The following is a 13,463-nucleotide window of genomic DNA, read 5'->3' as shown; positions in this document are numbered from 1 at the left end:
CGGGGATGCGTGAATCGGCACGGGGTATTCACAGCAGGAGTGCGTGAATCGGTGCGCAACAGGTGTTGGACCCCTTGATCCGGCACGGGCCACGGTTGCCCCATGCCGCAACCGATCCCGAGGAAACCGCCCCTGTACACCGTCACCGCCGACACCCTCGTCGCCGTCGACCTCAACCCCCGCACCGCCGGAGAACCCGGCCCCTACCGCCGTCTCTTCACCGTCCCCGGCACCCGCGCCTTCACCGCCGGAAACCTGCTCGCCCGCCTCCCGATGGGCATGTTCAGCGTGAGCGCGGTCGTCATGATCGCCGGTACCCGGGGCTCGTACGCCCTCGCCGGCGCGGTCACCGCGACGGGTCTCGCGGCGACCGCGGTGGTCGCCCCGTGGACCGCGCGGCTCGTCGACCGGTACGGGCAGGCCCGGATCGCCGTACCCGCGACGCTGTTCGCGGCCCTCGGCTCGCTCGCGCTGCTGCTGTGCGTACGGCACGGGGCGCCCGCCTGGACGCTCTTCGCCTGCTACGCCGCCACCGCCACGACCCCCAACCTGGGCGGCATGTCCCGCGCCCGCTGGGCCCATCTGCTGAAGGGCGACCCCAAGGCGCTGCACACCGCCAACTCCTTCGAGCAGGCCGTGGACGAGCTGTGCTTCATGCTGGGCCCGGTGCTCGCCGCCTTCCTGTGCGGGAGCTTCTTCCCGGAGGCGGGCACGTTGGCGGGCGTGCTGCTGCTGGTGACCGGCATGTTGCTGTTCGCCGCGCAGCGCTCCACCGAGCCACCGGTCGGGAAACGGTCCCGGGTGAAGGCCACCGTCCTGTTCCGCGCACCCGGCATGCCCTCGCTGCTCGCCGTATGCCTGGCCATGGGCGTGGTGTTCGGGTCGATGGAGGTCGTCACGATCGCCTACGCGGACGCGCGGGGGCACCCCTCGGCGGCCGGTGTGGTGCTCGCACTCCAGGCGGCCGGTTCGTGTGCGGCGGGTCTGCTGTACGGGTCGACGAAGGCCGGTCCGGCAGCCGACCGCTACCCGTGGTGCATCGCCGCCATGACCGCGCTGCTGACGCTGCCGCTGCTCGCCGCCACCCTGACCGGCTCGCTCCTCGTCCTGGCGGGCGCGCTGCTGGTCGCCGGGATGGCGACGGCCCCGACGATGGTCACCGGCATGACCCTGGTGCAGGAACGCACACCTGAGGGCCGCATCAACGAGGGCATGACCCTCGCGGTGACCGGCCTGCTCGGCGGTATCGCCGCGGGCAGCGCCGTCGGCGGCCGGCTGGCGGAACTCTCGTCTGCCGCGGCGGGGTTCGGGGTACCGGTCGCGGCGGCGGCCGTGGCGCTGATGATCGCGCTCGCCTTGGTCGGATCGTCGAACCGCTTCACCTAATCTTGTACAACCCATTGACGCCCTCACAGCCGCAACATACGGTCCCCCGTCGAAGCGCTTCGACGTCACGCATCGAATGGATTCGATGAACGCAGCGTGACGCCGGATACCCAGCCGACTCCCCGGGAGGCACTGGATGTTGACGGCACGAAGGCGTGTGGCCGCCCTGGCCGCGGCGACCCTGAGCGGAGCCCTGCTCCTGACTTCCTGCGGGGGCTCGGACAGCGGCTCCTCCGACGGCAAGACGCTCAAGCTCTGGCACTACGAGGCCCCCAACAGCGCGATGGGGCAGGCCTGGAACGAGGCCATCAAGGAATTCGAGGCCAAGCACCCGGGCGTGAAGGTGGAGTACGAGGAGAAGAGCTTCGCGCAGATGCAGAAGACCGCGCAGATGGTTCTCAACTCCTCGGACGCGCCCGACCTCATGGAGTACAACAAGGGCAACGCGACCGCGGGCCTGCTCTCCAAGCAGGGGCTCCTCACGGACCTCACCGCCGAGGCGACGAAGCGCGGCTGGGACAAGAAACTCGGCGCGGGCGTCCGCACCACCAGCCTCTACGACACCAACGGCGTGATGGGGTCGGGCAAGTGGTACGGCGTGCCCAACTACGCCGAGTACACGATGGTCTTCTACAACAAGGACCTGTTCGCCAAGTACAAGATCCCCGAGCCGAAGACGTTCGACGAACTGACCGCCGCGATGGACAAGTTCGCCGCGGAGGGCGTCACCCCGCTCGCCGCCGGCGGCGCCGAGTACCCGGCCCACCAGTACCTCTACCAGCTGGCGCTGTCGAAGGCGGACCGCGCCTGGGTCGACGCGTTCGAGCTGTACAAGGGCGAGGTCGACTTCCACGACGCCGCCTGGACGTACGCCGCCGAGACCTTCGCCGACTGGGTGAAGAAGGGATACATCAGCAAGTCGTCCACCGGCGCGAACGCGGAGCAGACCGGCGTCTCCTTCCTCCAGGGCAAGTCGCCGATCCTGTTCTCCGGCAGCTGGTGGTACGGCCGCTTCCAGGACGAGGCGAAGTTCGACTGGGGCACCTTCCTGTGGCCCGACTCGAACCTCACCCTCGGCTCCGGCGGCAACCTGTGGGTCGTCCCCAAGGGCGCGAAGAACAAGGACCTCGCCTACGACTTCATCGACATCACCATGTCGAAGAAGATCCAGAACCTGCTCGGCAACAAGGGCGGCGTGCCGGTCGCGGCGGACGCGAGCGCCATCACCGACCCCAAGTCCAAGACGCTCATCGACGACTTCAACACCCTCTCCCAGCGCGACGGCCTGGCCTTCTACCCGGACTGGCCGGTCGCCGGCTTCTACGACGTCCTCGTCTCCGAGACCCAGAAGCTGATGACGGGCAGCGAGAAACCGGACGACTACCTGGACGCGTTGCAGAAGGCGTACGACAAGGACGCGCCGAAGCGATGACGGTCACCGTCGAACGCGGCGGGCGGGTCACCGGCAAGCACCACCGCACCGGGAACCCGCTCCGCCGCCCCCGCGACTCGTACGCCCTGTTCCTGCTCCCCGGTGTCCTCGCCTTCCTCCTCGTGATCGTCGTCCCGTTCCTGATGAACACGGGCGTGAGCTTCACCGACTGGGAGGGCGTGGGCTCCCCCGACTGGACGGGCCTGGCCAACTACCGCGAGCTGCTGGACGACTCCGAGTTCTGGGCGTCCTTCCGGCACAGCCTCTTCATGGTCGTCGCGATGGCGGCCCTGCCGACGGTGATCGGTCTGGTCCTGGCCGCCGCCCTGTTCGACTACGTCGGCAAGCACTTCGGAGCCAGGTGGGCGGCGGTCCTGCGCGCCTGCTTCTACCTCCCCCAGGTGCTGCCGATCGCGGTCGCCGGCATCGTCTGGAGCTGGATCCTCGCCCCGGACAACGGCACGCTCAACGAACTCCTGAAGTCCGTCGGCCTGTCGTCCTGGCAGCAGGACTGGCTCGGCGACCCGGACCTCGCGCTCTACAGCGTGATGGGCGTGATGGTCTGGGTCCAGCTCGGCTTCCCGCTGGTCGTCTTCATGGCGGGCCTGCAACGCGTCGACCCCCAGCTGTACGAGGCGGCCGAGCTGGACGGCGCCGGCTGGTGGCGCCGCTTCTGGCACATCACGCTGCCGCAGATCCGCCCGGAGATCTACGTCGTCCTGACCTGGTGCTCGATCGCCGCGCTCAAGGTGTTCGGCGCGGTGTACGTCCTGACGAAGGGCGGCCCGGGCGGGGCGACGAACGTGCCCTCCTACTTCTCCTTCACCACGTTCTTCGAGAAGACGCAGGTCGGCTACGGCGCCGCGATTTCCACCGTGCTGACCGTGATCATCCTGCTGCTGTCCCTGATCGGCCTGAAGCTCCAGACCCGCGCCGAGGACGCCGAGGAGGGGACCCGCGCATGACCGCGCTCCGCCGCTACCCGGTCCTGGTAGCCCTGTGCATCGCGGCCCTCTTCATGGTCGTGCCGTTCGCGATCGTCGTGGTCAACGCGTTCAAGTCCCCCACGGAGTACGCCCAGACCGGCCCCCTCAGCCTCCCGGAGGGCCTCTACCTCGACGGCGTCAAGGACTTCTGGCAGCGCGTCGACTTCGGCCAGAAGCTCGTCAACTCGGTACTGATCAGCGGCGCGGTGGCGGTGCTGGCGGTGGTCCTGTCGGTCCTGAACGCCTACGCGATCGGCGTCGGCCGCGTCAAGGGCCGCACCTGGGTCCTCGCCTTCTTCGTCCTGGCGAACATGCTGCCGCAGGAGGCGCTGGTCTACCCGATCTACTACCTGAGCAAGGAGGCGGGCCTCTACGACACCCGGCTCAGCGTGATCATCGTGTTCACGGTGATCCAGGCGGCCTTCGGCACCTACCTCCTCTCCTCCGTCCTCGGCCAGTTCCCCCGGGAGATCATCGAGGCGGCCCGGATCGACGGGGCGAACAAGTGGCAGGTGCTGTGGCGGATCGTGGTCCCCGTCAGCCGCCCCACCCTCGGCGTGCTCCTGGTCTTCTTCTTCATCTGGACCTGGAACGAGTTCCTGCTCCCCCTGGTCATGCTGATCTCCAACGACAACCAGACCGTGTCGGTGGCCCTCGGCGTCCTGCAGGGCCAGCGCCTGATGGACGCCACGATGACCAACGCGGCCGCCCTCCTCGGTGTCCTGCCCGCCCTCGTCTTCTTCCTCCTCTTCCAGCGAACCCTCACCCGCGGCATCGCCGTAGGTGCCGTGAAGTAAGGACCCCCCACATGAAGTTCACCGACGGCTACTGGCTGCTGCGTGAGGGCGTCACCGCGGCCTATCCGGCCGAGGTGCTCGACGTCACCGCCGAGGACGGCGCGCTGGAGATCCACGCGCCGACCCAGCCCATCCGCCACCGCGGCGACCTGCTGAAGGGACCGGTCGTGACGATCAGCGCCCACGCTCCGATGCCGGACGTCATCGGCGTCACCTTCACCCACTTCGACGGCGAGCAGCCGCGCGGACCGGAGTTCGAGGTGGGGCGGGAAGACGTCCCGCCCCAGGTGTCGTACGACGACGAGCACGCGACCCTGACCTCCGGCGCGCTGTCGGTCCGGGTGGCCCGCACCGGCTCCTGGCACGTCGACTTCCTCGCCCACGGCCGCACCCTCACCTCCAGCTCCACCAAGGGCATGGGCATCATGCGGGACGCCGCAGGCGGGCACTACCTGCGCGAGCAGCTCAACCTCGGTGTGGGGACCTCGGTCTACGGCCTCGGTGAACGGTTCGGCCCCCTGGTGAAGAACGGCCAGGTCGTCGACATCTGGAACGCCGACGGCGGCACGGCGACCGAGCAGGCGTACAAGAACGTGCCCTTCTACCTGACGGACGGGGGCTACGGCGTCTTCGTCGACCATCCGGGCAAGGTGGCCTTCGAGGTCGGCTCGGAGGTCGTCTCGCGGGTGCAGTTCAGCGCCGAGACCCAGCAGTTGACGTACTACGTCATCTACGGCCCGACCCCGAAGGACATCCTGCGCAAGTACACCGCCCTCACGGGCCGCCCCGCCCTCCCGCCGCCCTGGTCCTTCGGCCTGTGGCTGTCGACCTCGTTCACCACGTCGTACGACGAGGAGACCGTCACCTCCTTCATCGAGGGCATGCGTGAGCGCGAACTGCCGCTGTCCGTCTTCCACTTCGACTGCTTCTGGATGCGCGAGTTCAACTGGTGCGACTTCCAGTGGGACCCGCGGGTGTTCCCGGACCCGGAGGGAATGCTGGCGCGGCTGCACGCGCGGGACCTGCGGATGTCCGTGTGGATCAACCCGTACATCGCCCAGCGCTCCCCGCTGTTCGCGGAGGGCAAGGCGCTGGGGCACCTGCTGAAGCGGCCGGACGGCAGCGTCTGGCAGTGGGACCTGTGGCAGCCCGGCATGGCGCTGGTCGACTTCACCAGCCCAGCGGCCCGCGAGTGGTACGCCTCGAAGCTGGAGGCGCTGCTCGCCCAGGGCGTCGACTGCTTCAAGACCGACTTCGGCGAGCGGGTGCCCCTCGACGTGGCCTGGTCCGACGGCTCCGACCCGGAGCGGATGCACAACTACTACACGTACCTCTACAACCGCACGGTCTTCGACGTCCTGCGCAAGCACCGGGGTGAGGAGGAGGCGGTCGTCTTCGCCCGCTCGGCGACCACCGGGAGCCAGAAGTTCCCGGTCCACTGGGGCGGTGACTGCGAGGCGACCTACGAGTCGATGGCCGAGTCCCTGCGCGGAGGGCTCTCCCTGGGCCTGTCCGGCTTCGGCTTCTGGAGCCACGACATCGGCGGCTTCGAGGGCACCCCGACCCCGTCCCTGTTCAAGCGCTGGGTGGCCTTCGGACTGCTGTCCTCCCACAGCCGCCTGCACGGCAGCTCCTCCTACCGGGTGCCCTGGGCGTTCGACGAGGAGTCGGTGGACGTGCTGCGGCACTTCACCCGGCTGAAGCTGCGGCTCATGCCGTATCTGTACGAGGCCGCGCGCACCGCCCACGCCGAGGGCGTGCCGGTGATGCGGGCGATGGTCCTGGAGTTCCCGGACGACCCCGGGTGCGCGCATCTGGAACGGCAGTACATGCTCGGCCCGGACCTGCTGGTCGCGCCGGTGTTCAGCGACGACAGCGACGTCTCGTACTACGTCCCGGAGGGCACCTGGACCCACTTCGTGACCGGGGAGACGGTGACGGGGCCGCGCTGGGTGCGCGAGAACCACGGCTTCTCGAGCGTGCCGCTGCTCGTACGCCCCGGAGCCGTGATCCCGGTGGGTTCGGTGGACGACCGGCCCGACTACGACCACGCCGACGGGGTCACCCTGCGGGCGTACGGTCTGCAACGGGGGCAGCAGGTGGCGGTGCGGGTCGGCGAGGTGACCTTCACCGTCGTACGCGAGGGTGATCTGCTGCGGGCGTCGTGCAGTGACCCGGTGGCGCCCTGGGGGCTGGCCGTGGGGGAGCGCGAGGTGCGGGCGCAGGCCGGGACCGGGTTCCTGACCGTGGAGTGGACCTGATGGTGAAGATCACGGACGTGGCGCGGCAGGCCGGGGTCTCCCCCAGCACGGTCTCCTACGCCCTCAGCGGCAAGCGCCCCATCTCCGACGAGACCAAGCGCCGCGTGGAGGAGGCCATCCGCGAGCTGGGCTACCGGCCGCACGCGGGCGCCCGGGCGCTGGCCAGCAGCAAGTCGAACGTGCTGGCGCTGGTGGTGCCGTTACGGGCCGGCATCCACGTCCCGGTGGTCATGCAGTTCGCGGTGTCGGTCGTGACCACGGCCCGCCGCTACGACCATGACGTCCTGCTGTTGACCCAGGAGGAGGGCGAGGAGGGCCTGCGCAGGGTGGCCGACACGGCGTTGGTCGACGCGCTGATCCTCATGGACGTCCAGCTCCACGACCCCCGCCTGCCGCTGTTGCGGGTCCTGGAGCGTCCGTCGGTGATGATCGGCTTCCCCGCCTCCTCCGAGGGCCTGACCTGCATCGACCTGGATTTCAAGGCGGCCGGCGAGGTGTGCGTCGAGCATCTGGCGGGGCTCGGGCACCGGACGGTGGCGCTGGTCGGTTCGCCGCCTGAGGTGTACGTCCGGCAGACCGCTTTCGCCCAGCGCGTGGTCCAGGGCTTCACGGCCGCCGCCGACCGGCACGGACTCGCCTCCTCGGTCCACCCGTGCGAGGCGGGCCGGGGCGCCGCCCGCCGGGTCGCCGAGCAACTGTTGCGCGAGCAGCCGGCGTTGACGGGAGTCGTCGTCCACAACGAACCCTTGCTGGAGCCCCTGATCGACGCCTTCGAAAAACTCGGCCTACGTGTCCCCGGCGACCTCTCCGTCACCGCCATCTGCCCCGACGACCTCGCCGAGTCCGCCCGCGTGCCCGTCACCTCGGTCGCGCTGCCGTCGGCGGAGGTGGGCACGCGGGCGGTCGAGCTGCTCATGCAGAAGCTGGACGGCACGGCCGTACCGGAGGCGACGCTGCTGGCGCCACGGCTGACGGAACGGGCGAGCACGGCGCCGCGCAACACCTGACACGTGGCGGTCGGGCCTGGCTCAGCCGAGCCCCCAGGCCCGTCCGAGCCGGTACGCCGATATGGGGCGGCACACCACAACGGGCGGGGCATGCATGGGGGCCCGCACTCGGGTGAGTGCGGGCCCCTCTTTGACCACGTGGGTGCCGCCGGGAAAGCTGTTGATCCGAGCATGGCACAGGCCCCGCCGCTCGGAAGCGACGGGGCCTGTGCCCACATGGGGTACCCGCTCAGGCGCGGGCGAGTGGAGATGGCGGGAATCGAACCCGCGTCCAACGGTGCAGAATCAGGGCTTCTCCGTGTGCAGTTCGCTGTGATTTTCTCGGCCCCGGCGATCACGCGAACAAGTCGCCGACGGGCCCAGTCACTGTTTGATTTCCCATCGGACCCCGTGACCGGGCCCGATGGTTTAGTTCCCTAGATTATGCCAGGGTCCGGGTCGGGAACATCCCCGGTCTGACACCCGTAAGGGCCTTCACTCACTGCTTATTAGGCAGCGAGGGCGAAGGCGCGGGAATCGCTCTTGGAATTGGCGATTATTGGTTGCGACATATGGTTAACGAGATCATTGCCGCTTCCTCGACACGCTTCCCCTGCTTCGACAGCCGCTGTCGAAACCGATCATCCCCATGTTGTTTTTTCAATCCCCTCCGGAGACCGGAGTGGAGCGCGCACCCGCTGTGGGGTGCAGTGCCATCGTACGTGACCAACGCACGACGATGCCACCGTATTCCCGGCGGCTCGCCCTACTGGGCCCGCTGCTTCCGCTTCGCCGCCGCGATCGCGCGGTCCGACTCCCGCCGGTCCTGCTTCTCCCGCAGGGTCTGACGCTTGTCGTACTCCTTCTTGCCTCGCGCGAGGGCGATCTCGGCCTTCGCCCGACCGTCCTTGAAGTACAAGGCGAGGGGCACGATCGTGTGACCCGTCTCCTGGGTCTTGGCCTCCAGCTTGTCGATCTCCTCGCGGTGCAGGAGCAGCTTGCGCTTGCGGCGCACGGAGTGGTTGGTCCAGGTGCCCTGGCTGTACTCGGGGATGTGGGCGTTGTGCAGCCACGCCTCGTTCCCGTCGATCTGGACGAAGCCGTCCGTCAGCGAGGCACGGCCCTGGCGCAGCGACTTCACCTCGGTGCCGCTGAGCACCAGCCCGGCCTCGTAGACGTCGATGATCGCGTAGTCGTGCCGCGCCTTCTTGTTCTGGGCGACGATCTTGCGCTTGCCGTCCTTGACCTTCGCGGCCCCAGCGCCCTGCTTGGGCTGGGATTCCTTCGGTACGTACATTCCCTTGCTCATAGTGCCGCCCATTTTCGCACTAAGGAGGGGGTCCGCGGGAAGCCGATTAAGCGGCTACCGGCCCAGGCCGCTCAGAACGGTCTCCGCGCGCTCCAGCACCTGCTGGTCGGCGTCCAGGTCCGGCGTGATGCCGGTGCCGTCGACGCCGCGGCCGGACGGGGTGCGGTAGTGCCCGACGGTCAGCTCGGCGACGGAGCCGTCGGGCAGCCGGCTCGGCATCTGGACGGAGCCCTTGCCGAAGGTGCGGGAGCCCACGACGACCGCGCGGCCGCGGTCCTGCAGGGCGCCGGTGAGCAGCTCGGCCGCGCTCATCGTGCCGCCGTCGACGAGCGCGACCAGGGGTCTGGTGGTGTCGCCGCCCGCGGCGGCGTGCAGGGCGCGCTGCTCGCCGTCGACGTCGTACGTGGCGACGAGGCCGCCGTCGAGGAAGGCGGACGCGGCGGTGACGGCCTCGGTGACCAGGCCGCCGGAGTTGCCGCGCAGGTCGAGGACGATGCCGGCGCCGGCCGGGGCCTGCCGTACGGCGGTGCGGACGCGCTCGCCGACGCCCTTGGTGAAGGCGGCGACCTTGATGACGGTGATGCCGCCGACCAGTGTGCGCACTGTCACATCGTCGGTGGAGAGGCGGGCCCTGCGCAGCGTGAGGCTCCACGCGCGCGTGCCGCGTTCCAGGCCGAGGCGGACGATCGTACCGGCGGCCGCGTCCGAGGCGTCGCCGCGCAGGGACGAGACGACCTCGGTGACGGGCCGCCCGTCGACCTTCGCACCGTCGACGCTGCGCAGCCGGTCCCCCTTCCGGATCCCGGCGGCGGCCGCGGGCGACCCGGACCGCACCCGGCTCACCTCGATACGGCCGTCCCGTTCGCGCCGCGCCCACAGGCCGACGCCGGTGTACTGGCCGTCGAGGGCCTGCTCGAACTCCTCGTACTCGCCCTCGGAGTAGACGGCGCCCCAGCGGTCCCCGCTGCGGCTGACCGCGCGTTCGGCGGCCTCCATGGGGGACGTGCCGTCGGCCATGGCCTCCTCGGCGGCCTTCTCCACGACCTCGTGGCGGCTCGCCGAGGCGGCCGACACGGTGGGGTCGGAGGAGGATTTCCGGTCGCGGCCGTCGGCCTCCGGGAAGGAGCCGGTCGCGGCGCCGGCGACGAGGATGCTCGTGAAGACCAATGTCAGGGCGGCCCCGCGGCGGATGCGGCGGGGCTGGCAGAACAGGTCTCGGCCTGACATGCGGGTGAGTCTAGGACAACGCGAAGGGCCGCACTGTCGGTTGACCGTACGGCCCTCTTGGCGTGCGTCACACCTTGAGGTACTTGCGCAGCGCGAAGAACGCGGCCAACGCGGGCATCAGCAGACTCGTCGCCAGGATGAGCGGCAGCTTCGTCAGTACGGCGTCCCAGCCGATGAAGTTGATCAGGTTCAGCTTCTCGGACAGGGCGAGACCGTGGTCGATGAGGAAGTACCTCGCGACCACCAGGAACCCGCACGCGACCGTGCCGCCGATGAGCCCGGCGACCGCGGCCTCCATGATGAACGGCGCCTGGATGTAGAAGCCCGAGGCGCCGACCAGGCGCATGATCCCGGTTTCGCGCCGTCGGCTGAACGCCGAGACGCGCACGGTGTTGACGATCAGCATCAGCGCGACGACCAGCATCAGAGCCATCACCGCGCGCGCCGCCCAGTTCATGCCGTTCAGCAGGCCGAAGAGGTTGTCGAGAATGCCCTTCTGGTCCTGCACCGACTGCACGCCGTCACGGCCGTCGAAGGCGGTCGCGATGACCTGGTACTTCTCCGGGTCCTTCAGTTTGATGCGGTACGACTCCTGCATCTGGTCCGGCGTGAGGGAGCTGGCCAGCGGGGAATCGCCGAACTGCTCCTTGTAGTGCTTGTACGCCGCGTCCTGCGACTCGTACGCCACCTTCTGGACGACCGACGTCATCTTGTCCAGGTCGGCGAGGATGTCCTTCTTCTGGTCCTCGGTGACCGCGCCCTTGGCGCAGTTAGGGTCGGACTCGGCGTCGCTCTTGTTGCAGAGGAAGACCGAGACGTTGACCTTGTCGTACCAATAGCCCTTCATGGTGTTGACCTGGTCGCTCATCAGGAGCGACCCGCCGAACAGGGCGAGCGACAGGGCGACGGAGACGATGACGGCGAAGGTCATCGTCAGGTTGCGGCGGAGACCGACACCGATCTCGGACAGTACGAACTGGGCGCGCATGGCGTCTGGTTAAGCCTTTCCGTGGAGCATGCCGGTCGTCAGTGCTGGTAGCCGTAGACGCCGCGTGCCTGGTCGCGGACGAGGCGGCCCTTTTCCAGCTCGATGACGCGCTTGCGCATCTGGTCCACGATGTTCTGGTCGTGCGTCGCCATCAACACGGTCGTGCCGGTCCGGTTGATCCGGTCGAGCAGCTTCATGATGCCGACGGAGGTCTGCGGGTCGAGGTTGCCGGTGGGCTCGTCGGCGATGAGCAGCTTGGGGCGGTTGACGAAGGCTCTCGCGATGGCCACGCGCTGCTGCTCACCACCGGACAGCTCGCCGGGCATCCGGTCCTCCTTGCCGCCGAGCCCGACCAGGTCGAGCACCTGCGGCACGGACTTGCGGATCTCGCCCTTCGACTTGCCGATGACCTCCTGCGCGAAGGCCACGTTCTCGGCGACCGTCTTGTTCGGGAGCAGCCGGAAGTCCTGGAACACCGTCCCCAACTGTCGCCGCATCTGCGGCACCTTCCAGTTGGTGAGGCGCGCGAGGTCCTTGCCCAGGACGTGCACCTGACCGTGGCTGGCCCGCTCCTCGCGGAGGACCAGCCGCAGAAAGGTGGACTTTCCGGAGCCGGAGGACCCCACGAGGAACACGAACTCGCCCTTCTCCACTTCAAGGGAGACATCCCTGAGTGCGGGACGGGTCTGCTTGGGGTAGACCTTGGATACGTTGTCGAATCGGATCACGGATGCACCACGGGTCGCCGGGGGTAGATGAGCGTGACCATACGCGAACCGGGCAGGCGAGCGCAGGCACCGGTTGGGGTTGCGTGGCAGTTGTGCGTTTTGTGCATGCCCTGGTCCCACGGGACCCCGCGCTGAATGCCGGGGAACCTGGCACAGTGGAGGGGGAACGTTCGGGTTCCCACAGGCGTTGTGTACATGGAACCGGTGCAAGGAGGGCGAGCGCATGACGTACGACCGGCTGGTGTGCGCGAACTGCGCGGCGCCCGTGAGCGAGGGCCGGTGCCATGTGTGCCGTGCGAACCGCGAGCGGCTGCAGCAGGAGAACCTGTTCGCGGGTCTCAACCCCATGGCACTCATCACATTGCTGGCGATACTGATCGCGGCGGTCGCGCTCCTGGCGCACCAGACCGCGTAGGAAGCGATCCGAGGACGTACGACAGGACGTACGAAGGGCCCGAAGCGGTAACCCGCTCCGGGCCCTTCACCGTACGACGTGCGTACGGTCCGTAAGCAGACGGCTACCGTCAGGCGACAGCGCCGCCCCGACCGCTCATGAGGCGCGGCAGGACGCGGAAGCCGACACCGCCGGCGATCATCGTGGCGGCACCGAGCACCAGGAAGGTGGTCTGCGCGGCACCGGTCTCGGCGAGCTCGCCACCGCTGCCCTGGGCCGACGTCTCGGACGAGGTGTCCGTACCGGTGTCGGTGAGGGCCGAGGAGCCCTCGTCCTGCGGGACGCTGCCGCCGCCGTCGGGGGTGGTGTTGTCGCCGCCGGTGGAACCCGAACCGCCGGTCGCGCCACCGTTGCCGGAGCCACCGTCGGTGCTGCCGCCGGTCGCGCCGCCGTTGCCGGAGCCACCGTTGCCGGAGCCACCGTTGCCCGAACCACCGTTGCCCGAGCCGTTGCTCGTGCCGCCGTCGGTCGTGCCGCCGTCGGTGGTACCGCCGTCGACCGTGCCGCCGTCAGTCGTGCCGCCGTCGGTGGTACCGCCGTCGACCGTGCCGCCGTCAGTCGTGCCGCCGTCAGTGGTACCGCCGTCGACCGTGCCGCCGTCGGTGGTACCGCCGTCAGTCGTGCCGCCGTCAGTGGTACCGCCGTCAGCCGTGCCGCCGACGTTGCCGCCGATGACACCACCGATGACGCCGCCGTCGGTGGTACCACCGTCAGTGGTGCCGCCGGTGGTCGCACCACCGTCAGTGGTGCCGCCGGTCGTACCACCATCGTCGCCGGCGACGGACACGCCGATGCCGATTTCCAGCGCCGAGGCGGCGCCCGCAGCGGTCAGCGAGGCACCGGCCGCGATCACGGCACCGGCGGCAATCCGCGCGATCCGGATCCGCGTCTTCTTTGTCATCTGGTTGC

At 69.2% G+C, this 13,463-nt stretch carries 12 protein-coding genes and 1 other RNA gene; 7 read left to right on the top strand and 6 right to left on the bottom strand.

Annotated features, from left to right (window positions below):
- Nucleotides 1-102 precede the first annotated feature (102 nt).
- The 6 genes from ACFYO2_RS18155 to ACFYO2_RS18130 all read left to right on the top strand — a co-directional run bounded on the left by ACFYO2_RS18155 (nt 103) and on the right by ACFYO2_RS18130 (nt 7,869).
- Nucleotides 103-1,386, top strand: a complete 1,284-nt coding sequence (locus ACFYO2_RS18155; protein WP_388349714.1) for an MFS transporter — start codon at nt 103-105, stop codon at nt 1,384-1,386.
- A gap of 136 nt (nt 1,387-1,522) precedes the next feature.
- Entirely contained in the window at nt 1,523-2,818 is a 1,296-nt protein-coding gene (locus ACFYO2_RS18150; RefSeq protein ID WP_388349712.1) for an ABC transporter substrate-binding protein, read from the top strand.
- Nucleotides 2,815-3,783: a carbohydrate ABC transporter permease gene (locus ACFYO2_RS18145; protein WP_388349710.1), complete on the top strand. Its 969-nt coding sequence runs from the start codon at nt 2,815-2,817 to the stop codon at nt 3,781-3,783. Before ACFYO2_RS18150 ends, ACFYO2_RS18145 begins: the two co-directional genes overlap by 4 nt.
- Complete coding sequence (locus ACFYO2_RS18140) at nt 3,780-4,601, top strand: carbohydrate ABC transporter permease (RefSeq protein ID WP_388349708.1); 822 nt, start codon at nt 3,780-3,782, stop codon at nt 4,599-4,601. The genes ACFYO2_RS18145 and ACFYO2_RS18140 overlap by 4 nt, the downstream gene beginning before the upstream one ends.
- An 11-nt stretch (nt 4,602-4,612) precedes the next feature.
- Complete coding sequence (gene yicI, locus ACFYO2_RS18135) at nt 4,613-6,862, top strand: alpha-xylosidase (protein ID WP_388349706.1); 2,250 nt, start codon at nt 4,613-4,615, stop codon at nt 6,860-6,862.
- On the top strand, nt 6,862-7,869 hold the full coding sequence (locus ACFYO2_RS18130) for a LacI family DNA-binding transcriptional regulator (RefSeq protein WP_388349704.1): 1,008 nt from the start codon (nt 6,862-6,864) through the stop codon (nt 7,867-7,869). The genes yicI and ACFYO2_RS18130 overlap by 1 nt, the downstream gene beginning before the upstream one ends.
- A 241-nt stretch (nt 7,870-8,110) precedes the next feature.
- Here the strand turns inward: ACFYO2_RS18130 and ssrA are convergent.
- The 5 genes from ssrA to ftsE form a co-directional block, all read right to left on the bottom strand.
- Nucleotides 8,111-8,497, bottom strand: a transfer-messenger RNA (tmRNA) gene (ssrA, locus tag ACFYO2_RS18125).
- Nucleotides 8,498-8,614: 117 nt separating this feature from the next.
- A complete protein-coding gene (gene smpB / locus ACFYO2_RS18120; protein WP_388349702.1) occupies nt 8,615-9,157 on the bottom strand; it encodes an SsrA-binding protein SmpB in 543 nt (180 codons plus the stop codon).
- A 54-nt stretch (nt 9,158-9,211) separates the two neighbouring features.
- Nucleotides 9,212-10,384: a S41 family peptidase gene (locus tag ACFYO2_RS18115; RefSeq protein ID WP_388349700.1), complete on the bottom strand. Its 1,173-nt coding sequence runs from the start codon at nt 10,382-10,384 to the stop codon at nt 9,212-9,214.
- A gap of 67 nt (nt 10,385-10,451) precedes the next feature.
- The gene (gene ftsX, locus ACFYO2_RS18110) at nt 10,452-11,372 is read right to left on the bottom strand and encodes a permease-like cell division protein FtsX (protein ID WP_388349698.1); all 921 of its coding nucleotides are present in this window, start codon (nt 11,370-11,372) and stop codon (nt 10,452-10,454) included.
- Between the two features lie 38 nt (nt 11,373-11,410).
- Nucleotides 11,411-12,100, bottom strand: a complete 690-nt coding sequence (gene ftsE / locus ACFYO2_RS18105; RefSeq protein WP_217238635.1) for a cell division ATP-binding protein FtsE — start codon at nt 12,098-12,100, stop codon at nt 11,411-11,413.
- Nucleotides 12,101-12,323: 223 nt separating this feature from the next.
- On the opposite strand from ftsE, the gene ACFYO2_RS18100 reads away from it, so the two are divergent.
- Nucleotides 12,324-12,515 carry a hypothetical protein gene (locus ACFYO2_RS18100; RefSeq protein ID WP_388349696.1) on the top strand — a complete coding sequence of 64 codons (192 nt, stop codon included), beginning with the start codon at nt 12,324-12,326 and terminating at the stop codon, nt 12,513-12,515.
- Between the two features lie 109 nt (nt 12,516-12,624).
- Here ACFYO2_RS18100 and ACFYO2_RS18095 read toward each other — a convergent pair whose 3' ends face one another.
- The gene (locus ACFYO2_RS18095; RefSeq protein ID WP_388349694.1) at nt 12,625-13,455 is read right to left on the bottom strand and encodes a hypothetical protein; all 831 of its coding nucleotides are present in this window, start codon (nt 13,453-13,455) and stop codon (nt 12,625-12,627) included.
- Between the last annotated feature and the right edge of the window lie 8 nt (nt 13,456-13,463).

Source organism: Streptomyces sp. NPDC006602 (genome assembly GCF_042870385.1).
Taxonomy (GTDB): domain Bacteria; phylum Actinomycetota; class Actinomycetes; order Streptomycetales; family Streptomycetaceae; genus Streptomyces.
This window is presented reverse-complemented; position numbering and strand designations above follow the sequence as displayed.